Origin of the sequence: Xanthobacter pseudotagetidis (assembly GCF_043194795.2) — a bacterium.
Classification (GTDB): Bacteria; Pseudomonadota; Alphaproteobacteria; order Rhizobiales; family Xanthobacteraceae; genus Xanthobacter; species Xanthobacter tagetidis_A.
On sequence record NZ_CM195534.1, the window covers coordinates 1,429,508 to 1,453,847 of the forward strand.

At 69.5% G+C, this 24,340-nt stretch carries 19 protein-coding genes, 1 tRNA gene and 1 pseudogene; 8 read left to right on the forward strand and 13 right to left on the reverse strand.

Going from position 1 to position 24,340, the window contains the following annotated elements; translation table 11 throughout:
* Positions 1 to 255 precede the first annotated feature (255 nt).
* Positions 256 to 1,566: an HlyD family type I secretion periplasmic adaptor subunit gene (locus tag V5F67_RS06590; protein WP_394019934.1), complete on the reverse strand. Its 1,311-nt coding sequence runs from the start codon at positions 1,564 to 1,566 to the stop codon at positions 256 to 258.
* Between the two features lie 11 nt (positions 1,567 to 1,577).
* Positions 1,578 to 3,374, reverse strand: coding sequence for a type I secretion system permease/ATPase (locus V5F67_RS06595; protein WP_394019932.1), 1,797 nt, complete (start codon positions 3,372 to 3,374; stop codon positions 1,578 to 1,580).
* Positions 3,375 to 3,573: 199 nt separating this feature from the next.
* On the opposite strand from V5F67_RS06595, the gene V5F67_RS06600 reads away from it, so the two are divergent.
* Positions 3,574 to 4,923 (forward strand): tetratricopeptide repeat protein, encoded by a 1,350-nt coding sequence (locus V5F67_RS06600; RefSeq protein WP_394019930.1) that lies wholly within the window; start codon positions 3,574 to 3,576, stop codon positions 4,921 to 4,923.
* Positions 4,924 to 4,953: 30 nt separating this feature from the next.
* Here the strand turns inward: V5F67_RS06600 and V5F67_RS06605 are convergent, their stop codons facing one another.
* Complete coding sequence (locus tag V5F67_RS06605) at positions 4,954 to 5,436, reverse strand: Lrp/AsnC family transcriptional regulator (RefSeq protein WP_394019928.1); 483 nt, start codon at positions 5,434 to 5,436, stop codon at positions 4,954 to 4,956.
* A gap of 239 nt (positions 5,437 to 5,675) precedes the next feature.
* Here V5F67_RS06605 and trxB point away from each other — a divergent pair, with 239 nt between their 5' ends.
* From trxB to V5F67_RS06625, 4 genes are all read left to right on the forward strand, one after another.
* Entirely contained in the window at positions 5,676 to 6,635 is a 960-nt protein-coding gene (gene trxB, locus V5F67_RS06610) for a thioredoxin-disulfide reductase (RefSeq protein ID WP_394019926.1), read from the forward strand.
* 113 nt (positions 6,636 to 6,748) lie between these two features.
* Positions 6,749 to 7,639 carry a LysR family transcriptional regulator gene (locus tag V5F67_RS06615; protein ID WP_121625560.1) on the forward strand — a complete coding sequence of 297 codons (891 nt, stop codon included), beginning with the start codon at positions 6,749 to 6,751 and terminating at the stop codon, positions 7,637 to 7,639.
* A gap of 419 nt (positions 7,640 to 8,058) precedes the next feature.
* Positions 8,059 to 8,577: a peptidoglycan-binding domain-containing protein gene (locus tag V5F67_RS06620; RefSeq protein WP_394019924.1), complete on the forward strand. Its 519-nt coding sequence runs from the start codon at positions 8,059 to 8,061 to the stop codon at positions 8,575 to 8,577.
* Between the two features lie 149 nt (positions 8,578 to 8,726).
* Positions 8,727 to 9,446 carry a M15 family metallopeptidase gene (locus tag V5F67_RS06625; protein ID WP_394019922.1) on the forward strand — a complete coding sequence of 240 codons (720 nt, stop codon included), beginning with the start codon at positions 8,727 to 8,729 and terminating at the stop codon, positions 9,444 to 9,446.
* A 34-nt stretch (positions 9,447 to 9,480) separates the two neighbouring features.
* Here the strand turns inward: V5F67_RS06625 and V5F67_RS06630 are convergent, their stop codons facing one another.
* The 10 genes and pseudogenes from V5F67_RS06630 to fdnG all read right to left on the reverse strand — a co-directional run bounded on the left by V5F67_RS06630 (position 9,481) and on the right by fdnG (position 20,648).
* Complete coding sequence (locus V5F67_RS06630) at positions 9,481 to 9,936, reverse strand: hypothetical protein (protein WP_394019920.1); 456 nt, start codon at positions 9,934 to 9,936, stop codon at positions 9,481 to 9,483.
* On the reverse strand, positions 9,923 to 10,384 hold the full coding sequence (locus V5F67_RS06635) for a hypothetical protein (RefSeq protein ID WP_394019918.1): 462 nt from the start codon (positions 10,382 to 10,384) through the stop codon (positions 9,923 to 9,925). The genes V5F67_RS06630 and V5F67_RS06635 overlap by 14 nt, the downstream gene beginning before the upstream one ends.
* Before the next feature lie 17 nt (positions 10,385 to 10,401).
* A tRNA-Sec gene (locus V5F67_RS06640) sits at positions 10,402 to 10,497 on the reverse strand.
* Positions 10,498 to 10,677: 180 nt separating this feature from the next.
* Positions 10,678 to 12,522: pseudogene (selB, locus tag V5F67_RS06645) on the reverse strand (selenocysteine-specific translation elongation factor); the annotation flags it as partial.
* Positions 12,519 to 13,325, reverse strand: coding sequence for a tetratricopeptide repeat protein (locus V5F67_RS06650; protein WP_394019916.1), 807 nt, complete (start codon positions 13,323 to 13,325; stop codon positions 12,519 to 12,521). The pseudogene selB and the gene V5F67_RS06650, both read right to left, overlap by 4 nt.
* Positions 13,312 to 14,787 carry an L-seryl-tRNA(Sec) selenium transferase gene (selA, locus tag V5F67_RS06655; protein WP_394019914.1) on the reverse strand — a complete coding sequence of 492 codons (1,476 nt, stop codon included), beginning with the start codon at positions 14,785 to 14,787 and terminating at the stop codon, positions 13,312 to 13,314. Before selA ends, V5F67_RS06650 begins: the two co-directional genes overlap by 14 nt.
* A gap of 10 nt (positions 14,788 to 14,797) precedes the next feature.
* Positions 14,798 to 15,727 (reverse strand): formate dehydrogenase accessory protein FdhE, encoded by a 930-nt coding sequence (gene fdhE, locus V5F67_RS06660; protein ID WP_394019912.1) that lies wholly within the window; start codon positions 15,725 to 15,727, stop codon positions 14,798 to 14,800.
* 189 nt (positions 15,728 to 15,916) lie between these two features.
* Complete coding sequence (locus V5F67_RS06665) at positions 15,917 to 16,609, reverse strand: formate dehydrogenase subunit gamma (protein WP_394019910.1); 693 nt, start codon at positions 16,607 to 16,609, stop codon at positions 15,917 to 15,919.
* Positions 16,606 to 17,547: a formate dehydrogenase subunit beta gene (gene fdxH, locus V5F67_RS06670; RefSeq protein ID WP_394019908.1), complete on the reverse strand. Its 942-nt coding sequence runs from the start codon at positions 17,545 to 17,547 to the stop codon at positions 16,606 to 16,608. The genes V5F67_RS06665 and fdxH overlap by 4 nt, the downstream gene beginning before the upstream one ends.
* Before the next feature lie 14 nt (positions 17,548 to 17,561).
* Positions 17,562 to 20,648 carry a formate dehydrogenase-N subunit alpha gene (fdnG, locus tag V5F67_RS06675; RefSeq protein WP_394019906.1) on the reverse strand — a complete coding sequence of 1,029 codons (3,087 nt, stop codon included), beginning with the start codon at positions 20,646 to 20,648 and terminating at the stop codon, positions 17,562 to 17,564.
* 558 nt (positions 20,649 to 21,206) lie between these two features.
* Between fdnG and V5F67_RS06680 the strand changes: the two genes are divergently transcribed.
* Genes V5F67_RS06680 through V5F67_RS06690 form a run of 3 tightly spaced genes read left to right on the forward strand, consistent with a single transcriptional unit; the run spans position 21,207 to position 24,314 of the window.
* The gene (locus V5F67_RS06680) at positions 21,207 to 22,073 is read left to right on the forward strand and encodes a putative selenate ABC transporter substrate-binding protein (protein WP_394019904.1); all 867 of its coding nucleotides are present in this window, start codon (positions 21,207 to 21,209) and stop codon (positions 22,071 to 22,073) included.
* The gene (locus V5F67_RS06685; protein ID WP_394019902.1) at positions 22,070 to 22,774 is read left to right on the forward strand and encodes an ATP-binding cassette domain-containing protein; all 705 of its coding nucleotides are present in this window, start codon (positions 22,070 to 22,072) and stop codon (positions 22,772 to 22,774) included. Before V5F67_RS06680 ends, V5F67_RS06685 begins: the two co-directional genes overlap by 4 nt.
* Positions 22,764 to 24,314, forward strand: a complete 1,551-nt coding sequence (locus V5F67_RS06690; protein WP_394019900.1) for a PhnE/PtxC family ABC transporter permease — start codon at positions 22,764 to 22,766, stop codon at positions 24,312 to 24,314. Before V5F67_RS06685 ends, V5F67_RS06690 begins: the two co-directional genes overlap by 11 nt.
* The last annotated feature ends 26 nt before the right edge of the window (positions 24,315 to 24,340 follow it).

The following is a 24,340-nucleotide window of genomic DNA, read 5'->3' on the forward strand; positions in this document are numbered from 1 at the left end:
AGAAAGCGTTCACAACAAAACAATGAACGCCTGATGCAGATCCGATGACATTCGGTCCGGAGGCTGGTCCATATAGATATTTAGGCTCAGAGAATTTTGGTTCTCCGGCAAAAATATTTAACATCAGTGGTTTATGTGTCGGCGAATATTGCAGCAATATAGCGTACTGCGTCGTTCTGGGTCGCAATGAAATGCGCAGCGCGCGCGGGCTTTTGCCGGCGCATCGGTGAAGATCGAGGGGGAGGGCGGCGGGCGTCAGTCGTGCCGGAAGGCGCGCATCAGCTGGTCCCTCACCGGCTTCACCAGATAGGCAAGGGCGGTGCGCTCGCCGGTCTGGATGAAAGCCTCGACCGGCATTCCGGGCATGAGGTCCTTGCCGTCGAGACGCTGCGCCTCGCCCGGCCTGAGCGCGATGCGCGTGACGTAGAACGACAGCCCGCTCTGCGGGTCGCGCGTGAGGTCGGCGGAGATGCGCGTCAGCACGCCCGCCAGATCCGGCGTATCGGCGCTGTCGAAGGCGGAGAAGCGCAGGATCACGTTCTGCCCCACCCTCAGCCGGTCGATCAGCTGCGGATCGATGCGCGCCTCGACCACGAGCCCGTCATGCTCGGGAATGATGAGCATCATCTGCTCGCCCGCGCTCACCACGCCGCCCACGGTATGGACCGTCTTCTGATGCACCACGCCGTCCTGCGGCGCCCGCAGGTCGATGCGCTGAAGCTGGTCCATGGCGGCCACGCGGCGCTCGGCGAAATCGGCGAGGCGGGTTTCGACGTCGCGCAGCTCGGTCGAGACCTCGCGCCGCTGCTCCTGGTCGATCTGGAGGATCTGCAGCTCGGTTTCGGTGATGCGCCCCTTGGCGCGCGCGGTCTCGGCCACGAGCTGGCCCGCCTCGCCGGAGAGCCGGGCCGCCTCCCGCTCCAGGCTGGTCATGCGGGAGATGGAGACCAGGTTGGAGGCATAGAGCTTGCGCACCCCTTCGAGCTCCAGCTCGATCAGGCGGATCTGCTCGCGCTTGGAGGCGATCTGCGCCGCGAGGCCGGACATTTCCTCCCGCGTCTGGGCGATGCGCTCGCGCAGCTGGGAGATCTGCCCCTCGCGCGCCGCCTTGCGCGAGGCGAACAGCGTCTCCTCCCCCGCGAGGATGGCGGCGACCGCCTCCTCGGCGGCATGGACCTTCAGCGCGGCCGGGACAGCGATGGCGGACCGGCCGTCGCGCTCGGCTTCGAGCCGGGCCTTGCGGGTGGCGAGCTGGTTGATCTGGTTGTCGATCATGCCGAGGTTCGCGCGCGCGGTGGTCTCGTCGAGCCGCACCAGGACGTCACCCGTCCTCACCCGGTCGCCGTCGTTGACGAAAATTTCGCCCACCACGCCTCCGGTGGGATGCTGGATGCGCCGCACGTTGCTCTCGACCACCACCTGGCCCTGCGCGATCACCGCGCCGGCGAGCGGCGCGGTGGCGGCCCACACGCCCACCGTGCCCAGGAGCACGAGCAGCAAGGCGCCGCCGGCGAGCGTCGTCGCCCGGATGTCGCGGAAGGGATCGAGGGCCTTGCCCGTGGCCATGGCGGCGTCTCCTATCCCACGCGCTCGATGACGACACGGGGCTTCGCGGGGCCCGCCTGGCCGGGCTCGGCCGGCGCCAGGGTGGACTCCGCCCGGGCCTCGCGTGCGGCCAGCGTCTTGCGCAACACCTCCTCCTTGGGGCCGAAGGCCTGGACCTGGCCCTGGGCCATGGCGAGCACGAGGTCGCAGGCGGCGAGCGCGGTCGGCCGGTGGGCGACCACCACGGCGATGCCGCCGCGCGCGCGGATGCCCTTGATGGCAGCGTTGAGCGCCCCTTCGCCTTCGGCATCGAGGCTCGAATTGGGCTCGTCGAGCACCACCAGGAACGGCTCCCCGTAGAGCGCGCGGGCGAGCGCCACGCGCTGGCGCTGCCCACCCGACAAGGTCGAGCCGCCCTCGCCGATGCGGGTGGCGAAGCCATCGGCAAGGCGCAGGATCATCTCGTAGGCTCCGGCCGCCTTGGCGGCGGCGAGGACATCTGCTTCGGCGGCGCCAGGATCGAAGCGGGCGATGTTCTCGGCCACCGTGCCGTCGAACAGCTCCACGTCCTGAGGCAGGTAGCCGATCATGGCGCCGCGGACCTCGTCGGGCCATTGGTCGAGCGTCGCGCCGTCGAGTCGAAGCTCGCCGCGCAGGACCGGCCACACCCCCACCAGCGCCCGCGCCAGCGTCGATTTTCCGGATGCGGACGGGCCGATGATGCCGAGCGCATGGCCGGCATCCACGGCGAACGAGACATTCTGCACCACTGCCGCCGCGCCTGGCGGCGCGACCGCGACCTGCTCCAGGCTGAGGCGCCGGTGGGCCCGCTCCGGCGCCACGGGGCGCGCGCGGTCCTCGTCCGTCAGCGCCTGGCGCAGGCGGCTCCAGGATTGGCGCGCGGCGAGGAACGGGCGCCAGCTCTGGATCGCCAGCTCGATGGGCGCCAGTGCCCGGCTCGCGATCACCGAGGAGGCGATCATCACCCCGGGCGAGGCCAGTCCCGAAATGACCAGCCATGCGCCGACGCCCAGCATCGCCGATTGGAGCATGAAGCGCAGCACCTTCGAGAGCGCGCCGAGGCCACCGGCGATGTCGGCGGCGCGCTGCTGGACGGCGAGATACCCGGCGCCCCGCGCCTCCAGGCGGGCCAGCATGGGCTTTTCCATCCCGAGCGCGGCGACCACCTCGGCATTGCGCCGGGCCGCTTCGAGCAGCACAGCCCGCTCGGCCCCGGATTGGGCCGCCTCGCGCACCGGACGCCGGGTGCGCCACTCGGTGATGAGGGTCAAGCCGACCAGGAGCAGCGCGCCCGCCACCAGCGTCCAGCCGAGATAGGGATGCAGCAGGAAGCAGGCGAAGAGATAGAGCGGCATCCACGGCAGGTCGAAGAGCGCGGTCGGGCCCAACCCTGAAAGGAAGGAGCGCACGGTGTCGAGGTCGCGGGAGAGCTGCATCCCGCGCCCGTCGTCGCGGCGCCGCAACGGCGCGCGCAGGATCGCAGCAACCACCGGGCCGCTGAGATCCTGGTCCAGCGCCACGGCGATGCGCCCCAGGATGCGCTGGCGCAGGGCATCGAACAGGCCCTGCACCGCGTAGAGCGCCATGACGATGAGCGACAGTGCAACGAGGGTCGGCAGGCTGTGTGAGGGCAGCACCCGGTCATAGACCTGGAGCATGTACAGCGAGCCGGTCAGCATCAGCACGTTCACGACCGCCGAGAACGCGCCCACCGCGGCGAAGGCGCCGCGGCAGCGCGCGAGCGCGCGGCTGGGAAGATCGGAGGCGGCGCGCGTGTTCGCGCCGGCTTTGTGTGCTCGGCTGCTCATGGGATCGGGTTTCGACGGTGGCGCGCTGCTGCAGGCGGAACGCCAGGAGGCCGCTAGTTAGGGCCATCTGGCGTCATGCGTGTGACGGTCCGTGAGTTTCGGTCCCCGCGACGGCCGCGGTGCGCGCCGAGAAGCCACCTGCCAACGGCGCTCCGATCGGGTAACGTGGATGTGAGTGGGTCGTTGGTCGGGGAGCGGCATGAGACACGCGTTGGCGCTGGTGGTGGCGCTGGCCTGCCTTCAGGCGGTGGCGGCGCGGCCCGTCGGCGCGGCCGATGCCGACCTTGCGGAGACGCTCGCGCGCTGCGACTCGGCCGCAGCCAGCCCATTCGACAAGGAGCGCCCGCCGGGCGTGGCGGGGGTCGCGTCCCACGAAATCGATCCCGCCGTCGCCATTCCCGCCTGCATGGCGGCGGTGCGGGCGGCGCCCGATGTGCCGCGCCTGTGGTACCAGATGGCGCGAGCCGACCTTGCCGCGCGGCGCTTCGACGAATTCCGCGACATGGCCGCCCGCGCCGATGCCCTCGGCCATGCGGGTGGGACCCATGCGCTCGGCCAGAGCCACGAGGCGGGCCACGACGGATCGCCGGATCTCGGCGCTGCCCGCACGCTCTATGAGAGGGCGGCCGCGGCCGGCTTCGCGCCGGCCATGGTGGACCTCGGCGTGATGCTGGAGGACGGCGCCGGAGGCAGCGCCGACATCGCCGCGGCCAATGCCTGGTACCTGAAGGCGGCCGAGGTGGGCGAACCGGTCGCCATGAATCTGCTGGCCGACAATCTGGTGGCCGGACACGGCATTGCCCGGGATGCCGGCGCCGGGGCCCGCTGGTATCGCCGCGCCGCGGAGAAGGGCGACAGCTTTGCCATGGCGAGCCTCGGCCTGCTCCTGGAGCTGGGCGACGGCGCCCCGCGCAACCTCAAGGAGGCCAACGACTGGTATCGCAAGTCCGCGGCGGCGGGCAACCGCCGCGGCATGCGGCTGCTCGCCATCAACCTGGAGACCGGCAACGGCCTGGGAAAGGATTCGCGCGCCGCCATCTCCTGGTACAAGCGGGCGATCGAGGCGGGAGACGTGATGAGCATGCGTCTCATCTCGTTCAGCTACTTCAACGGCACCGGCGTGCCGAAGGACCCGCAGGAAGGCCTCTACTGGCTGCGCAAGGCCGCCGAGGCGGGCGATCCCGCGGCGATGGTCACGCTCGGCGTCCGCTATGCCGCCGGCAGCGGCGTGCCGCTCGATTTCGATCGCGGGCTCGACTGGCTGCGCCGGGCTGCCGAGCGTGGCGATGCGCGGGCCGACACCGCGCTGGCGGTCCTGCGGGACACGGGGAATGGGCGGCCTGCCTGCCAGGGCGTGCTCGGCCGCTACCACGAGGTCGGGACGACCTACGACGCGCTGCCTGCGCGCTTCTCGCGGAACCTGCCCGCCTTCCGCGAGGTGTGCGCCGGTCTCTCCGGTCTGAGGGAAGACGACGTGCGCCGCTGCTACCTGCTCAATCCGGGCGGTGCGGGAGACTTCGTGCGCAAGGTCCGCAAGCAGTGCCGGTGATCCGCCGGCAGGCCCCGGACCGGGGCCGTCTCAGGTCTTGGGCAGCCCGGCCTCCAGCGGCACCACGGGCGCATCCTTGGCCCGCTTGAGCGTGAGGGCGGTCTTCACGTTGCGCACGTTGGGCGCGGCGGTGATCTCGAGCACGAAGGCCTGGAAGGTGCGCAGGTCCGGTGCCACGCACAGCATCAGGAAGTCCACCTCGCCGGAGAGCATCCAGGCGGCGCGGACCAGCGGCCACCTGCCGATCCGCGCCTCGAAGGCGGCGAGGTCCGCTTCCGCCTGGCTCGTCAGGTGGACCATGGCGAAGGCGGTGAGGTCGTAGCCGAGGCGCTTCTCGTCGAGCAGCGCCCGGTAGCCCTCGATGATGCCGTCTTCCTCCAGCGCCCGCACGCGCCTGAGGCAGGGCGGCGCCGAAATGCCGACCCGGCGCGAGAGCTCGACGTTGGTCATGCGCCCGTCCCGCTGGAGCTCGTCGAGAATCTTCCAGTCCACGGCATCGAGGCGAACGGTCAAGGCGGGCTCCTTGTGAATGGCTGGGCGGCACCTTAGTGCGCGTTTGCCGCAGCGCAACGAAATAATCTTTCGCGGGGCGGCGGCGTGACCATCGGGTCAAGAGGCTTGGCTCCGCGTCTTGTGGCGCCGCACGCGTGCCCCTACATTCTTGCATGGCTCGTCGGCCTCTTCCCTAGAGGCAAGGGCGCTTCACAGCGCAGGCGCGGACAGTCCCGTGCGCCTGGGTTTCGAGGATTTCCATGACCACCCATCACAAGAAGGTCGTCATCATCGGCTCTGGCCCGGCGGGCTACACCGCGGCCATCTACGCGGCCCGCGCCATGCTGGAGCCGGTGCTGTTCGAGGGCATCCAGCCGGGCGGCCAGCTCACCATCACCACCGACGTGGAGAACTATCCCGGCTTCGCCGATGTCATCCAGGGTCCGTGGCTGATGGAGCAGATGCGTGCCCAGGCCGAGCACATGGGCACCCGCATCATCGCCGACCATGTGGCGAGCCTCGACCTTTCGCGTCGGCCGTTCCGCATGACCACCGAGGGCGGCGAGACCTATCTCGCCGATGTGGTGATCCTCGCCACCGGGGCGCAGGCGCGCTGGCTCGGCATTGCCTCGGAGGAGGCCTATCGCGGCTTCGGCGTGTCCGCCTGCGCCACCTGCGACGGCTTCTTCTATCGCGGCAAGGAGGTGGTCGTGGTGGGCGGCGGCAACACTGCCGTGGAGGAGGCGCTGTTCCTCACCAACTTCGCCGCCAAGGTAACGGTGGTGCATCGCCGCGACAGCTTCCGCGCCGAGAGGATCCTCCAGGAGCGCCTGTTCGCCCACCCGAAGGTGAGCGTGGTCTGGCATGCGGAGGTGGCCGAGATCGTCGGCGCCGAGGAACCCACCCGCGTGACCGGCGTGATGCTGCGGGACACCCGCACCGGCGAGCTGACCCGCCTTGCCGCCGATGGCGTGTTCATCGCCATCGGCCATGCGCCCTCCACCGATCTGGTGAAGGATCAGCTGAAGCTCAAGCCCAACGGCTATGTGTGGACAGCGCCCGATTCGACCGCCACCTCGGTTGCCGGCGTGTTCGCGGCCGGCGACGTCGCGGACGATGTCTATCGCCAGGCCGTGACGGCGGCGGGTCGCGGCTGCATGGCGGCGCTCGAGACCGAACGCTACCTCGCCCACCACCAGGTGCCGCGGGCGGCCGAATGACCGCCCGCATCGGGCGCGGCGCCGCGTGCCGTGCCCCAATCGCTCGCCGGTGAGACTGTGAGCGCGTGTCCCGCCGCGAAGCGGGGAGCAATGCTGCCAGGGAACGGGACCCCATGGATTGGGACAAGCTCAAGGTCTTTCACGTCGCCGCCGAGGCCGGCTCCTTCACCCATGCGGGTGAGACACTGGGCCTTTCGCAATCGGCGGTGAGCCGGCAGGTGTCGGCGCTGGAGGCGGAGCTGAAGGTGCCGTTGTTCCACCGCCACGCCCGGGGCCTGATCCTGACCGAGCAGGGCGAGCTGCTCTATCGCACCGCCCACGAGGTGTTCCTGAAGCTCGAATCGGCCCGCGCCCAGCTGACCGACAGCCGGGAGAAGCCCAACGGCGACCTGCGCGTCACCACCACCATGGGCCTCGGCACCCACTGGCTCACGGCGCGGGTGGGCGAGTTCGTGGAGCTCTACCCCGACATCCGCATCCAGCTGATCCTCACCGACGAGGAGCTGGACCTTGCCATGCGTGAGGCGGACGTCGCCATCCGCATGCGCCAGCCGGTGCAGCCGGACCTGGTGCAGCGGAAGCTCTTCACCGTCCATTTCCACGCTTATGCCTCGGCGGATTATCTCAAGCGCCATGGCCAGCCGCGCACGGTGGACGAGCTGGACAAGCACCGAATCCTGCTGCTCGGCGGCCCGATCCCGTCCTATTTCCAGGGGCTGAACTGGCTCGAGCACGCCGGCCGGGACGGCTCGACGCCGCGCATTCCCGCCTTCGAGGTGAACAACGTGCTGGGCCTCAAGCGCGCCGTGGAGCGCGGCGTGGGGATCGGAACTCTACCTGATTACCTTTCAGATGATTCGACCTCGCTTGTGCCGCTGTTCACCGACCGCGAGACGCCGAAGCTCGAAGCCTATTTCACCTATGCCCAGGAAATGCGCTCCGTGGCGCGAATCCAGGTGTTTCGTGACTTTCTCATTTCCAAGGCCCAGCGCTGGAATTATTGAGGAACATCAAGTCCAGGTAGCGGAATGCCGCATTGCGAGGGCAGCCAAGCGTCCAGCACATGCCTGTTATGCGGTCAGATGGCGTTGCAAAATGCCTATGCGGAAGGCATTTTAATCACGCGCTGATCGCATCCTGTGCGGTGCCTCAGCTGTTCCCCTCTGGAAGGTTCGCCGCTCTGCGGCGATACTTGCCGGGCCTTTCATCGGGCCCGGCATTTTTCTTTTCGGCGGCTCAATTCGCATGCTTTTGTCATGCGTTGGTAGTATGTGATCGGAGGTCGAGGGTGTTTCGCCTCCCCGTGCGCTGCGGTATTACCCAGCCAGTCACGGGCGGCGGCGGGACGTCGCGGGGCTCGTGCCCCGGTCCCGTCCGCCAGGGCAGGGCCGGACCTCCCATCCCATTCATCAGGGGAACAGAGATGGCGATTCTGAAGCGCGGACTGGCCGGCGAGCCGGTCAAGATTCTCCAGGCGAAGCTCGGTGTCACTGCGGACGGCCAGTTCGGCCCCGCCACCGAGGAGGCCCTGAAGGCCTACCAGAAGGCGCATGGCCTTGCCGCAGACGGCATCGCCGGTCCCGACACTTTCTCCGCCATGGGCCTGCCGGAGCTGATCCTGCTCACCGTCGGCACCAAGGGCGAGGCGGTGAAGAAGCTGCAGACCGCCCTCGGCATCGCCGCCGACGGCCAGTTCGGCCAGGGCACCGCCAAGGCGGTGAAGGCGTTCCAGGAGAAGAACGGCCTTGAGGCCGATGGCATGGCCGGCCCGGTCACCCTGTCCAAGATTTCAGCCTTCGCGGGCGTGTTCAGCGCCGAGGCCGTGGCCAAGGCCCAGTCCGGCCCGGCGACCATCGGCACCGACGGCAAGCCGGTCACGGCGGACGCCGCCAACGCGCCCAAGAAGAGCATCTGGCAGAGCATCACCAGCTTCTTCTCCTGACGCATCACGGTGGACGGCGGCGCCCCGAAGGAGCGCTCGCCGTCCACCGCCGTTCACCTCGGCGGCGTCCCGGCCCTGGGCGAGAGCCGGCGGTCCGGGGGCGATGCTTCCCATTGCAAGCTGATCGGATCGCGCTCTACGCTGCGCCCATGGCTTTCCTCCCGCCGGTGGTCGCCCGCCTCATGGACCAAGTGGTGAAACCTGCGGCCCTGGTCCTGGGCCTCTCCACGCTGGTGCCGCCGGCGGAGGCGCGCACCGACCGGCCGGCCACGTTCGTGGACGTCGCCCAGCTGGTGCCGGGGCTTATCCTCGACGTGCGCTATCATGGCGCCGACAATTTCGTCGGCACCCGCGTCGATGGCTACGAGGCGGCGCGCTGCTTCCTCACGCGGCCGGCGGCCGAGGCGCTTGCCAAGGTGGCTGAGGACGCCCGCCGCCAGGGCTATCTGCTGAAGCTGTTCGACTGCTACCGACCGGCCCGAGCCGTGGCGCATTTCGCGCGCTGGGCCGCGGACCTCGCTGACGAGCGCACCAAGGCCACCTATTATCCCGATCTCGACAAGTCCGAGCTGTTCAAGGAGGGCTACATCGCCTCCCGCTCCGGCCATTCGCGCGGCTCTACCCTGGACCTCACGCTGGTCCATGCCGCCACCGGAGCGGAAGCGGACATGGGCACGCCCTTCGATCTGTTCAGCCCGCTCTCGTGGCCCGACTCGGACGCGGTGACAGCGTCGCAGAAGGCGAACCGCATCCGCCTCGCCGACCTCATGAAGCGCCACGGCTTCGCGCCTTTCGCCAAGGAGTGGTGGCACTTCACGCTCAAGGACGAGCCGTTCCCGAACACCTATTTCGACTTTCCGATCCGCTGAGGCGGCGAGGGAGCGCGGCGCCCATCGCGCCGTCTCAGTGAGACGTGATCTCCTCCACCTTCATCTTGCGGCCCCAGGAATCGAAGAAGGCGCCCTCGTTGAGAACCAGCCGGTCCTCGGCCAGCCGCGATTCGAGGCGCCGCAGGCGCGCCCGCGCATCGGCATTCTCGATCGGGCCGCCGGCATCGCGCACCGGGAAGAAGCTCGCCCCGTCCCATGCCTTCTTGGCGCCCGCGAACAGGCCGGCGATCTGCGCCCAGCCGATCTCGTCGCCGACGAAGGTCAGGAAGGTGGAGGCAAGCGGTGTGACCCTGGTCTCGCCGATGGCCACCAGAACCACCAGCGCCGTGAAGTCGCCCTCCTGCGCATAGGTCTGCGCGAGCCAGTTCGAGAAGTCGTCCGCCGGCGGCGTGGCGTCGGTGAGCGAGGGGGCGCCGCTGGCCGTGGCCGCGCCGGCGCGGCCACGGGGCTTGCGCCTAGAAGTCGACAAGGGGCGTCTCCGGCAGATAGTGGTCGAACAGGTACCAGAACGGCGTCTCCCGCGTGGCGAGGTACCAGTCCTCGAACGTCGCCAGGGCTGCGGCGGGGGCGGGGGCGTCGGGCTCCGTTTCCGGCGCCTCGCGTCCGGCGGCATACAGCGCCAGCGCCACCTGGGCGAAGCGGGCGAGGACCTCGGAGCGGGCGGGACTGTCCTCGTCCCAGCCCAGCCGGGCCGCCAGCAAGGCCTGCCCGGCGGCGATCGCGAGCTCGGCGCTCTCCAGGTCCTTCGTCGCCTCCCCGAGAGAAGCCATCAGGTCGGCGCGCCTATAGGCGTGGGCGCGGGCGGTGGCGAGCGCCTCCGTCCGCGCAGCCGCCTCGGCGCGATAGCGCGTCTCGGCGATATCGGCGGCGGACTTGGCGGCGTCGAGTTCGGCGAGGAAAGTGGCCAGGGGGCTCATCGCTTGTTCCGGAGAGGTGGCGGAAGAGAGTGGGAGTCGAACCCACCAAGGACCGGCTCGCGGCCCCTCCCGGATTTGAAGTCCGGACGCCCCACCAGGGACGCTTCTCTTCCTCGCGGCGCGCCGCTCTCCGCCGGGGCGGAGCAGGGCGTCGCGGATTGCGTATCGGCCGTGCCCGTCGCCGGCGCATCTTCCACCGGCGCGGCGAAGAGGTCCAGACGGTGCGGATTCACCCGGCGCAGATCGCCGCGGCGCAGGGTGACGCCGTGGCGGTCGAAGAATTCGAGAATCTGGATCGCCACCTTGCGGCCGTTGGACACCTGGTCGCGGAACTGGGCGGCGGTGAATTCGCCTTTGGCCTGGGTGGCCGAGAGGTGGCGCACGATGGCGACCATCTCGGCCACGGTGGCGCGCAGGAAGAAATGGTCGTGGGCCACCTCGTCGAGGCGTCCCATGCGGCCAAGCAGCTTGAGAAGCCGCCGCACCTCCGGCTCCGGCGCCGGCAGCAGTCCGGCGATGTCGCGCACCCGCGGCGGGCGGAAGCGCTCCTCGGCCGAGACGAAGGGAGCGATGCGCGCCCACAGCGCCTCGTCCTGGGGCGAGAGGCGGACCTCGAAAGCCGTGCGGCGCACCCATGCCCCTTCCAGGCGCACGTCCTCGCGCGGCAGCAATTGCAGCGCCGCGAGGAAGGCCGGCGCCGGCAGGCGCGGCACCAGCGCGAGGCGCAGCCGCTCGCGGCCGATGCCGGGCAGGTCCGGGTTCTCTTCGTGGAAGGCGTCGAGCGTGGCGAGCAGCTGGCCGCGGAACGCGGCGAAGCGGTGGGGCGAGAGCGCGGTCACGCTCTCGCCGGCCGGAATGCGGACCAGATCGAGCGCCGCCGCCATGGCCTCCGTCTGCGCCTCCGACAACGCGTGGTCGCGGGCGAAGGCGATGAGGTCGACCTGGAAGGGGGCGATCTCCAGCAGCGCGGCAAGGGCGGCCTGCGGGTCGGGCAGGGCCAAGGCGTCGAGCTGGGCGAGGCGCTCCGGCGTGCGGCGCTTGCGGGCCGGCCCGCGCAGGTCGAGGAAGGTGCCGCCGCCCACCGTGCGCTGGGCCGAGGTGTCGCGGATCACGAACCGGTCGCCCACCGCCGCGGCGATGGGCGCCTCCAGCACCAGCTGCACCCGCCCGCGCCCGCCCGGCGCGATGGGCTCGCCGAGCAGGACCACGCGCGCGCCCACCTCCCGCGCGCCGTGGTGCAGGCGCACCGGGAACCACTGGCCGATGGGCTTCGGCTCGCTCGCGAGCACCCTCAGCTCCGCGTCCACGTGATCGGCGGGCGCATGCAGCGCGGGATCGAGCACCACGTCGCCGCGCGCGATCGCCTCCTTGGCGATGCCGTCGCCGGCGAGGTTGATGCCGCAGCGGTCGCCGGCATGCCCTTCCTGCGCCGTCCGGTCCTGGGCGCGGATGGAACGCACGCGCGCCGAGAGGCCGGAGGGGCTGACCGTGACCCGGTCGCCCACGTTCACGCGGCCCGACAGCACGGTCCCGGTCACCACGGTGCCGGCGCCGGAGAGGGTGAAGGAGCGGTCCACCGCAAGGCGGAAGCGCCCCTCGGCCGCCCGGCGACCCATGGTCCGCGCGGCCTCGGCGAGGCGTGCGCGCAGGCCATCCACGCCGGCGCCGGTCACGGCCGAGACCGGCAGGATCTCGGCGCCTTCCAGTGCCGTGCCCTTGAGCGCGGCGGCGATCTCCGCCGTCACGGCCTCCAGCCGCGCCGCGTCCACCAGATCGGCCTTGGTCAGGGCGACGAGGCCGTGGCGGATGCCCAGGAGGTCGACGATGGCGAGGTGCTCGCGGGTCTGCGGCATCACCCCGTCGTCGGCCGCCACCACCAGCAGCGCGAAATCGATGCCGCTCGCGCCGGCGAGCATGGTGTGGACGAACTTCTCGTGGCCCGGCACGTCGACGAAGCCGAGGATGTCGCCGTCGGCCCCGTCCCCGCCTTCGCCCGCCAGCGGCAGGTAGGCGAAGCCGAGGTCGATGGAGATGCCGCGCGCCTTCTCCTCCTTCAGCCGGTCGGTGTCGACGCCGGTGAGCGCGCGCACGAGTGTCGACTTGCCGTGGTCGATATGGCCGGCGGTGCCGATGATCATGGCGTCTTCGCCTTCGGCAGCGGCAGCGCCGCGCGGCGCCGCGCCTCCACCTGCTCCTGGGGGAAGAGCTGGCCGCGGACGACATCGAAGAAGCGCTCGGCGAGCGGGCTGCCGCCGGCGCGCGCCCGCAGCAGCCAGACGAAGGCCGCCAGGTTGTCGCGCGGGACGCCGGAGCCGAGATGGCAGGCGGCGCCCAGCATCGCCTGGCCATCGGCATCGCCGGCCTCCGCGCCCTTGAGCCACCAGCGGGCGGCCTCGGCCGGATCGCGCGCCGTGCCGAGGGCGTTGTGCGCGATCATTCCGAGCCGGGTCATGGCCGAGGCGACGCCCTTGGCTGCCGCCGCCTGGGCCCATTTTCTCGCCTCGGCGGGATCGGCGGGGATCACCTCGCCTTCCAGCAGCATCCAGCTCAGCATGTCCTGGGCCGGCCCGTCGCCCTTCTCGGCGGCGGCGCGGTAGAGCTCGGCGGCGCGGGCGTAGTCCTGGTCCGTGCCCTCGCCCTTGAAATGGAGCGCGGCGAGGTTGCGCATGCCCACCGGGTCGCCCCCGGCGGCGGACAGCTCCAGCCAGCGATGGGCGAGGGCGAGGTCGCGATCCACGCCGAGGCCGTCCACGAAGCACGCGCCCACATTGTTCTGGGCGCGGGGATGGCCCGCGCTCGCGAGCGGCTCCCAGAGCGACAGGGCCTTGGGATAGTCGCCTTGGCTGGCGGCTTCGAGGGCGGCGGACATGGCGGCCTCGGCGTCGGCTGCCGTGGCTTCCTGCCGGCCGGACTTGCTCCTCAGGCGGTCAAGCCAGCCCATGGCGCGCCTCCCGTGGCAGCGCGTCGAGCGCGGCGAGGAGCGCCGCGCCGTCGTCGAGGCACCGCAGGTCCAGCACCAGCGCCTGGTCGTCCACGCGGCCGATGACGGGAACCGGCAGCCGCCGCAGGGCGTCGGACAGGGCGGCGAGCGCGCGCCCGCTGCCGCTGGCCGGGCGCAGGGCGAGGCCGGCGCTTTCCAGCGTCTCCAGGGGCAGCGCGCCGGAGCCGATCTGGCTGCGGCAGGCGACGACCGACACGGTAAAGCCCGCGCCCAGCCGCGCGGCGACTTCGGGGGCGAGGCGCTCGGCCTCGGCGGCGAGGTCCGCCGCCTTGCGGGTGAGGAAGCGCAGCGTCGGCAGGCGGGCGGCGAGGCGGTCGGGGTCGCGGTAGAGCTTGAGGGTCGCCTCAAGGGCCGCGAGGCGGATCTTGTCGACCCGGAGCGCGCGCTTCATGGGGTTCTTGTTGATCCTCGCGATCAGCTCCGCCCGCCCGACGATGAAGCCGGTCTGCGGTCCGCCCAGGAGCTTGTCGCCGGAGAAGGTGACGATGTCCGCACCTTCCGCCACCGCCTCGCGCACGGTGGGCTCATGCACCAGGCCGTAGGCGGAGAGGTCGCAGAGCGTGCCAGAGCCGAGGTCGTTCACAAGCGGCACCCCGTGGGCGCGGGCGAGGTCGGCGAGGTCGCGGGCGCTGACCTCGGCGGTGAAGCCCTCGATGCGGTAGTTGGAGGTGTGGACCTTCAGGATCAGCCCGGTCTCGGCGGTGAGCGCGCCCTCGTAGTCCCGCAGATGGGTGCGGTTGGTGGTACCGATCTCGCGCAGGCGGGTGCCGGCGCGCGCCATGATCTCCGGCATGCGGAAGGCGCCGCCGATCTCGATCAGCTCGCCGCGCGAGACGATGGAGTCCCGGTCCGCCGCCAGGGTGTTGAGGGTGATGAGCACGGCGGCGGCGTTGTTGTTGACGACGGTCGCCGCCTCGGCGCCGGTCAGCTCCAGCAGCAAGGCGCGCACATGATCGTCGCGCTCGCCGCGCTTGCCGCCGGACAGGTCGAATTCCAACGCCACCGCCTGGCGCATGGCCACGGTGGCCGCCGCCACCGCCTCCTCGGCGAGGATGGCACGGCCGAGATTGGTGTGCAGCACCGTGCCGGTAAGGTTGAGGACCGGCTTGAGCGAGGGCGCCGCCGCCGCGTCGAGCAGCGCCAGCGCCTCAGCGCCGAGTGCCTCGGGGGCGAGCGGGGCGGCCGGCGGCGCGCCGCGCGCGGTGGCGCGGGCGCCGTCGATCACGGTGCGCACGGCGGCGGTGGTCGCGGCGCGGCCGTGGCGCTCGCGGGCAGCGCGGGCCGCCTCGGTCTTGAGCACGGCGTCCACGGAGGGCAGCCGGCGGCTTGCGGGCTCAGGCGCGCCGGACGGCGCATCCCCGGCGTCGTGGGCGCGAACGCCCGCGGGAGAGGGCTCGCTCATGGCCTGGCCCTCAATAGCCGAGCAGCAGCGGATTGAATCCGGATCGCCGGTAGGGGCCGTCCCTCATGAGCAAATCGAGGCCGAGGCTGCCCACGTCGTCCGCCACCGGGTCGAGGTCCGGATTTTTCGGCCGGTAGAGCACCTTCAGGTAGGTGTTGCAGGCGTCGCAGGTCTCGGCCTTGATCTCGCCGTCGCTGCCCTCCACCTCCTGGTAGCCGATGCCCTTCGTGGTGCCGCAGGAGGTGCAGCGGATGCGCACGAAGTTCCACCAGGTGCTGCACAGGGCGCAGACGCAATAGCGGGCGCCATGGGCGTTCGGCCAGTCCACCACCACGCTCGACACCGGCGGACCGCCGCAGGTGGGACACATGCCGACGCCCACGTCCACCAGGCTCTTCGGGTCCAGCCGCGCGGCGAGGCGGGCGAAATGCACCTGGAGCGCGGCGGCGGCAAAGACGTGCTCGGCCAGATGCTCCATGGGGATGGAATCCGCCAGCACGTTGCGCATCACCTCCTCGCGCACCCCGTCGCCGGACGCCGACAGACGGGCAAGGCCCGCGGCTGCGGCGGGCGGCATGGAGACGTCGGCGGCAAGCCGCTGGAGCCGCGTGAAGGTATCGTCCAGGACCGGATCCGCGGTGGAGCGGGAGCGGTCGAGGGGGGGCATCTGGAAGCTGCGCGCGCGCTCGCGGTCCTCCGCCTCCGGCAGGTCGGGCAGCGGCAGGTCGGGCAGGATCGCCGCCTGGGCAGCCGCAAGGTCCTGCAGGAAGGTGAGGTAGGGCGCCAGCTCATGGCTCCGGGCCAGGACGCCGAAACGCTCGGCGCGCCGGGCGAACAGGAGTTCCGGCTCCGGCATCATCGCGAAGGGCGGGACATTGACGCCGGTGATGACCGACGGATCGGGCAGGACGGCGCCCGGGCTGTTGGGGGAAGCGGACATGATGCGTCACGAACCTCACGGGTCACGTGGTTGAGAAACGGATGCTGCGTGCTCCGCACCGCCCCGGACCGCATGCGGCGACCGAAGCGGCACGCCCGGCGACCGCGCGGCCCTGAATGGAGCGTCGGCACGCCTGGCCCCCCTCGGGCCCCCTCTGTCGCCAGAGGGGGCCATCTTGGGGAAACGACCTTATTCGGCCGGGGTTCCCGTGCGCTTGCCGGCCACCAGTTCGCGCAGCCACTTCCTGTGGTGGCGCCAGGCCCATCCACCGGTCACCTGGCCGCGGGTCATGGCGGAGATGGTGCCCTTGACCCAGATGGCCGCGTAGACGTGGATGATCCATACGCAGATGATTGCGACCGCCGCCAGTGCGTGCACCAGGAGCGCGATCCGCTGCTGCTCGATGGAGGTGTAGCTGGAGAAATAGGTGTTCCAGATCACCAGCCCCGAGCCGATCAGCGCGACGATGAGGACGGACATGCCCCAGAACACGAACTTCTGGCCGGCATTGTACTTGCCGAGCTCGGGCAGCTTCTCCTCGTTGCCGGCGATCACGTCGCGGATGCGCCTGAGCCACGTGCCGTCCTCGCTCTTCCACAGATTGGCCTTCCAGAAGCGGAAGAACAGGCCGAAGAAGGAGAAGAACAGCACCACGCCGATCCAGGGGTGGATGGCGCGGGTCAGCTGACCGCCCCCGAACAGGGCGGTCAGGAAGTAGAGGCTGGGGTGGAACAGAGCGAGGCCGGAGATCGCCAGCAGGATCAGGCTGATGGCCGTCACCCAATGGTTGATCCGCGCCGCGACCGTGTAGCGGTCCACCTGCACCGGATGGCCCTTGTGGACCTGGTCGCCGCTCTCGACGTCATAGGGTGCCGCGCTCATGAGCGTCCTCCCTGCGTCAGCTTCTCCGCATTCTCCTCATCCTCGGCGGTGACCTTGTTGGCGCCGGTGACGAGGTAGTGGAAGGCGCCGGCGACGGCCGCGAAGCCCATGACGCCGAGGCCCACATACTTCGTCACGCCCTTCCAGGCCTCGACGATGGGGCTGATGCGGGGATTGTCCGGCAGGCCGGAATAGATCGAGGGCTTGTCCGCGTGCGGCAGCACGTACATGACGTGGGTGCCGCCGACGCCTGGCGGGTCGTACAGCCCGGCATTCTTGAAGCCGCGGGACTTCAGGTCCTTGATCCGGCCGTCCGCCCAGCCCTTCATCTCCTCCTTGGTGCCGAAGACGATGGCCTGGGTCGGGCAGGCCTTCTGGCAGGCCGGTCCCTGGCCCACCGCCACTCGGTCGGAGCAGAGCGTGCACTTGTAGGCCTTGTTGTCGACCTTGGAGATGCGCGGGATGTTGAAGGGGCAGCCCTTCACGCAATAGCCGCAGCCGATGCACTTGTCGTGGTCGAAGTCCACGATGCCGTTGGAATACTGCACGATGGCGCCGGGCGCCGGGCAGGCCTTCAGGCAGCCCGGATCGGCGCAGTGCATGCAGCCGTCCTTGCGGATGAGCCATTCGAGGCTGTCCGTCTCGGGGTTCACCCATTCCTCGAACCGCATCAGCGTCAACGACGCCGGGGTGAGATCCGGCGGGTTGGTGTAGGTGCCGTTGAAGGTGCCGATCTCCTCGTGGAGCTCGTTCCATTCGAGGCACGCGGCCTGGCAGGCCTTGCAGCCGATGCACTTCGAGACGTCGATGAGCTTGGCGACCGGCGTCAGCTTCTGCGCTGGCGCCGGCACCGAGGAAGCCGAGCGGCGGACGAGGTCCGCGTCGCCAAACTTCGCAGGGGTCGCTGTGACCGGGGGATTCGGGATCGGAGGAAACATGGTTCTCGTCTCCCTTATGCCACCGGCCCGGTCGTGGGCTCGATATTGACCAGGAACGCCTTGTACTCGGGCGTCTCGATGTTGGCGTCACCCACGAACGGGGTAAGCACGTTGGCCGGGAAGCCCTTCTTCGCCGCGCCGACGAAGCCCCAGTGGATGGGGATGCCGACGATGTGCTGCGCCTTGCCGTCCACCATCAGCGGGCGGATGCGCTTGGTCACATAGGCCTTGGCGATCACCGAGCCGCGCTTCGACCACACGCGCACCCAGCCGGCATTGGCGATGCCTTTCTCCTTTGCGAGCTCGGGCGATATCTCCACGAAGAATTCAGGCTGGAGCACCGAATTCACGTGGTTGTTCTTCGTCCAGTAGTGGAAGTGCTCGGTCAGGCGGTAGGAGGTCGCCGCATAGGGGAACTCCTTGGACCCCGTGTCGGCGAACTGGGCGAAGTCGTCCTTGAACACGCGCGCCACCGGATTGCCCCGGACCTTCGGAGCGATGAGGTTGGCGACCGGGCTCTCGAACGGCTCGTAGTGCACCGGGAACGGCCCGTCGCGCATCATGCCCCGCGTGAACAGGCGCGAGACGCCCTCGGGATTCATGATGAACGGCCCCACGTCCCGCGGCTTGGCCGTGGGCGCGATGTCGGGCACGTCGAAGCCGGTCCACTTGGACCCGTCCCACCAGATCAGCTTGCGCGTGTCGTCCCACGGCTGGCCGTCGAGATTGCACGAGGCGCGGTTGTAGATGATCCGGCGGTTGGCGGGCCAGGAGAACGACCACTTGGAGAAGGCGCCGGTGTCGCCGGGATCGGAATTGTCCCGCCGGGCCATCATGTTGCCCGCTTCGGTGAAGCAGCCGGTATAGATCCAGCAGCCCGCCGCGGTGGTGCCGTCGTCCCTGAGCAGGCCGAAGGACGCGAGCTGCTTGCCCGCCTCCAGCACCTTCTTGGTGGGATCGTTCGGATCGAACACGTCGACCAGGGCCGAGCCGTTCATCTCCCTGGCCAGCTCTTCCGCCGTCGGCTCGTTCGGGTCCTTGTAGTTCCAGGTGAGGTTGACGATCGGCTCGGGAACCGTGCCGCCTTCCTTCTTGTACAGCTCCTTCAGCCGCAGGTGGATCTGCGCCATGATGAAGGTGTCGGTCCTGGCCTCGCCCGGAGGCGTGCCGCCCGGCCAGTGCCATTGCAGCCACCGTCCCGAATTGACGAGGGAGCCCTCGTCCTCGGCGAAGCAGGTGGTGGGCAGCTGGATCACCTCGGTCTGGATCGAGGCGGGGTTCGCCTCGTTATAGATGCCGTGGTTCTCCCAGAAGCGCGCCGTCTCGGTCTGGAGCGGGTCCATGACCACCAGCAGCTTCAGCTTGCCCAGCGCCCGGGCGAGCTTGGCCTTGTTGGGGAACGCCTGCAGGGGGTTGAAGCCCTGGCAGAAGTACAGGTTCATCTTCCCCTGGTCCATGAGCTCGAACGCGCGCAGGATGTCGTACGAGGGCACGTCGAGCTTGGGCAGCCAGTCGAAGGCGAAGTTGTTCTCCGCCGTCGCGGCCGGACCCCACATGGTCTTGAGGAAGCTGACGAAGAACTTCTTGTAGTTCTGCCAGTAGCTCATCTGGTTCGGCCGCAGCGGCTTGAAGCCGCGGGTCGACATGTAGGCGTTGAAGTCGACGTCCCGCTCCGTCGGGATCGCCAGATACCCCGGGATCAGGTTCGACATCAGGCCGAGATCGGTGAGCCCCTGGATGTTGGAGTGACCACGCAGGGCGTTCATGCCGCCGCCGCGCACGCCGATATTGCCCAGGATGAGCTGGAGCATCGCCATGCCGCGGATGTTCTGCGAGCCCTTGGAGTGCTGCGTCCAGCCGAGCGCGTACATGGACGTCATGGTCTTGTTGGGCGCGGAGCACTCGGCGATCATCGACGCCACCTTCAGGAACTTGTCCTTCGGCGTGCCGGTGATGCGCTCGACCATCTCGGGCGTGTAGATGGAGACGTGCTGCTTCAGCAGGTTCCACACGCAGCGCGGGTTCTGGAGCGTGTCGTCGACGACCGCATAGCCGTCGGGACCGACGTCGTAGTCCCACGTGGAGCGGTTGTAGTCCCGCTTCTGCTCGTCATAGCCCGTGAACAGGCCGTCATTGTAGGCAAAGCCTTCCTTGACCACGAACGAGGCGTTGGTGAACGCCTTCACGTAGTCCCACTGCACCTTGTCGTTCTGGATGCAGTAGTTGATGACGCCCATCAGGAAGGCGATGTCGGTGCCCTGGCGGATCGGCGCGTAATAGTCCGCTACCGCGGCCGAGCGCGTGTAGCGCGGGTCCACGACGACGAGCCGGGCGCCCCGGTTGGCTTTCGCCTCCGTGACCCACTTGAATCCGCACGGATGGGCCTCGGCGGCGTTGCCGCCCATGATGACCACGAGGTCCGTGTTCTTGATGTCGGTCCAGGAGTTCGTCATTGCTCCACGGCCAAAAGTTGGGGCGAGACTCGCCACCGTCGGGCCGTGTCAGACGCGTGCCTGGTTGTCGAAAGCCACCATTCCGGTCGAGCGCACCACCTTGTAGGTGCACAGGGCCGTTTCATTGGTTGTTGCGGAAGCGGCGAGGAACCCCGCCGTGGTCCATCGATTGACCGTGACCCCGTCCTTGTTCTTTTGGATCAGGTTCTTGTCGCGGTCGTCCTTCATCGCCCGGGCGATCTTGTTCAGCGCCTCGTCCCAGGAGATGCGCTCGAACGTGTCGGATCCCGCGCGCCGGATCATCGGATACTTCAGGCGCGTCTCGGACTTGACGATGTCGAGCAGGGCCGCGCCCTTCGGGCACAGGGTGCCGCGGTTGGTCGGATGGTCGGTGTCACCCTCGATATGGGTGATGTCGGCCTTCTCGCCCTTGGCGATGCTGCCCTTGGAATAGATGATGATGCCGCACGCCACCGAGCAATAGGTGCAGGTGTTGCGGGCTTCGGTGGTGTTGACGAGACGGAATGGCTTGATGGTGGAGGCGAAGGCCTCTTCCACGCCCCCGAAGCCCATGGCTCCCAGGGTTGTCCCCGCCACACCCGCGCCCGCAGTTCGCAAGAACTGGCGCCGCGAGAGCTCCATATTCATCGAAGGCAGCCTCCGATACGTGCCCCTGACCGGGGACGATTGCGGGCGGTTTCGCGCCACCCGACGCCGGGATTCCGGCTTGTGCGGACGGTATTTTGGAACTGGAAGCATGTCAAACTGAGACTGGGTTGGGATCGTTCAAAACGCCGGGATCATGCCAAGTTTCCGTGGCCGGTCCGGTGGAAAAAATGGGGGCGGCTCGGCCATCCCATGTATTTGCTGCGGCGCACAATGGGAGGGTCTGTAAAAATCCGGGTCGACGCTGCAGAAAGTTCGAGGGCGATGTCTGGTAAAATATTCTGCGTTTCGGATCATGCTCCGAAAGTCGTATGTGTTTTTCTCTATTGACGCCAGATGCGCCAACTTCCAGTTTGGGAAGGTGACGGCAGTCAGGCTCCCGCGTGACGGGGCGCACCTCCCGAGAGCAGCCGCGCCTGCGCGCGACGACATGGCCACTTCCCGTGACCGCCATGCTCCCTGCTCGTCCTGCTCCAAGATGTCTAGATTTTCAACCGTAGCGAGCGGCGCGCCCGCGTGCCCGCTTGGGGAGACCTGCCCATGATCCGCCCGCTTCTTGCCGCGGCCGCGACGGCTGCCGTCCTGCTCGGCGCCTCCGCCGCCTTCGCCCAGACGCTCACCTTCTCCGCCATCCCCGACGAGGACGAGACCAAGCTGGTCCAGCGCTTCACCAAGGTGGCGGACTATCTGTCCAAGACCCTCGGCGTGCCGGTGAAGTACGTGCCGGTGAAGAGCTACGGCGCGGCCGTCACTGCCTTCAAGAACAACCAGATCCAGCTCGGCTGGTTCGGCGGCCTTTCCGGCGTCCAGGCGCGGCGCGCCGTGCCGGGCTCCCAGGCGCTGGCCCAGGGCGAGGAGGACAAGGCCTTCGTCAGCTACTTCATCGCCAATGCCGCGACCGGCCTGCCGGCGGACCAGAAGGACCTGTCCAAGGCGGTCGCCGGCAAGACCTTCACCTTCGGCGCCAAGACCTCCACCTCCGGTCGGCTGATGCCGGAATTCTACATCCGCAAGGAGCTGGGCAAGGGCCCCGAAGAGGTGTTTTCCCGCGTCGGCTTCTCCGGCGACCATACCAAGACCGTGGAGCTGGTGGCCTCCGGCGCCTACGACGTGGGCGCGGTGAACTTCACCTCGTTCGACGACATGGTGGCCAAGAAGCAGGTCGACCCGGCGGTGGTCCGCATCGTCTGGAAGACGCCGCCTTATCCGGACTACAACTGGTCGATCCGTGGCGACGCTGACAAGACTTTCGGCGCTGGCTTCACCGACAAGGTTCGGGCGGCGCTGCTCGGCATGACCGATCCGGAGCTTCTGGCGGCCTTCCCGCGCAAGAAGTTCATCCCGGCGAGCAATGCCGACTACGACCCCATCGTCGCCGTGGGCCAGCAGCTCGGGCTACTGGATTGAACGAGAACGCGTCGTTTCCGGCTCCCGCGAGCGCGCCCGTCCTCGCCGCCTTCGAGGGCGAACGCCTCGGCTATGGAGAGCGCGTGGTGTTCGAGCACCTCACGCTCGCCGTGCGGCAGGGCGAGCGCATCGCCTTGCTCGGGCGCAGCGGCTCGGGCAAGTCCACCCTCATCTCGGCGCTCTACCGGCGCCTCTCGGAGGCGGGGCGGCGCGTGGCCCTGGTGCCCCAGGACCACGCGCTGGTGCCGCAGCTTTCGGTGTTCCACAACATCTATATGGGCCGGCTCGATCGCCATGGGACGGTCTACAACGCCTTGAACCTGCTGCGGCCTTTCCGGCGCGAGCGGGAGGCGGTGGCGCCCTTCGCCGAGGAGCTTGGCCTCGCGCCGGAGATCCTCCGACCGGTGGAGCGCCTCTCCGGCGGCCAGCGGCAGCGGACGGCGGTGGGCCGCGCCTTCTTCCGCGGCGGAGATATCCTGCTCGCCGACGAGCCGGTCTCGGCGGTGGACGAAACCCAGGCGCGGCGCATCCTGCAGGGGATGGCAGAGCGCTTCCCCACCCTGGTCCTGTCGCTCCATGCGGTTGATCTGGCGCTGGAAACGGCCGACCGGATCATCGGGCTGAAGGCCGGCAGGGTGGTGGTGGACGCGCCGGCAGGGGCGCTGACGCGGGGCGAGCTCGATGGCCTCTATGCCGGCTGACGCCGCCGCGCCCCCACTCCGCCGGCTCGCGCTCACGCGCGGCAATGTCTGCCTGCTCTTCGTCGCGCTCGCCCTTGTGCTCATCCCCTTCGCCGACCTCGAGATCGCCAACGCCAATCCCTGGGCGGTGCTCACCAAGTTCGCGGCCGGCTTCCTCGCGCCCGATTTCGGCGCCGTCTCCGATCTCGGCCGGGCGGTGCTGCTGACGCTGGCCTTCGCTGTCGCCGGCGTGGCGCTGGGCGGCGGGGCGGGCTTCGCCCTCGCGCTCGCGAGCCGCAGCCGCGCGGCGCGCGGCCTCGCGACCGTCCTGCGCTCCATCCATGAACTGTTCTGGGCGCTGCTGCTGATGCAGCCGTTCGGCCCGAGCGCGCTCACCGGCGTGCTCGCCATCGCGCTGCCCTATGCCGGCATCTTCGCCAAGGTCTATGGCGAGATGCTGGAGGAGGCCGACCGCCGACCGGCCGACGTGCTCCCCAAGGACACCGGCGCGGTGAGCGCCTTCCTCTATGCCCGCCTGCCGCTGGCGCTGGCGCCCATGAAGATCTACGGCCTGTACCGGGTGGAGTGCGGCATCCGCTCGTCGGCGGTGATCGGCTTCGTCGGCCTGCCGACGCTGGGCTTCGAGCTCGACGGCTTCTTCCGCCAGGGCCAGTACGACGCGGTGGCGGCCATCCTCATCACCTATTACCTGCTGATCGGCACCATCCGCTGGTGGATGCGCGCCAAGCTGCTGCCGCTCTACCTCGCCGGCGCCCTCGCGGTGCTGCTCTCCCTCGGCACGGTGAGCCTCGACTGGACCAACGTGGCGCGCGTCTTCACGGTGGACATCGTTCCGGCCCCGCTCCGGGACGCGGAGCTGCTGGCGCCCGCCACCTGGGCCGCCTTCGCCGCCTGGCTCAAGATCGTCCTGGTGGACCAGGCGGCGCCGGGCCTGTTCGCCACCTTCGTCGTCACCCAGCTGACCCTCGTGGTCATGGGCCTCGCCGCGCTCTCCGGCTTCGCGCTGCTGGTGCGCAACGTGGTGGGCCGCCTCGGCGCGCAGGCCGGGCACGTGGTGCTGGTGGTGCTGCGCTCGACGCCGGAATACATGCTGGCCTATCTGGCGTTGCAGGTGCTCGGCCCCTCCATGCTGCCGGCGGTGATCGCGCTCGGCCTCCACAACGGCGCCATCATCGCCCACCTCCTGGGGCGGGAGGGCGAGCGGCTCTCGCGGAACCTGCGGCCCGACGCGCCACGCGGCCTCGACCTCTACGGCTACGAACTGGTGCCGCGCCTGTTCGGGCCGTTCCTGGCCTATGCCTTCTACCGCTGGGAGATCGTCATGCGCGAGAGCGCCATCGTCGGCATCCTCGGCGTTGCGACGCTGGGATTCTTCATCGACAGCGCCATCGCCGAAATCCGGCTCGACCGCGCCCTGGTGCTGATCGCCGTGACCGTCGCCGCCACCGCCGCCATCGACCTCGTCTCCCGCCGCATCCGCGCCCGCCTCGCCCTCGGGGCGTTCGGCGGCGTGGAGGCGCAGCGCTTTCCCGCCCGCTGAGGGCGCCCTATGTTTCCGCCGAGAGG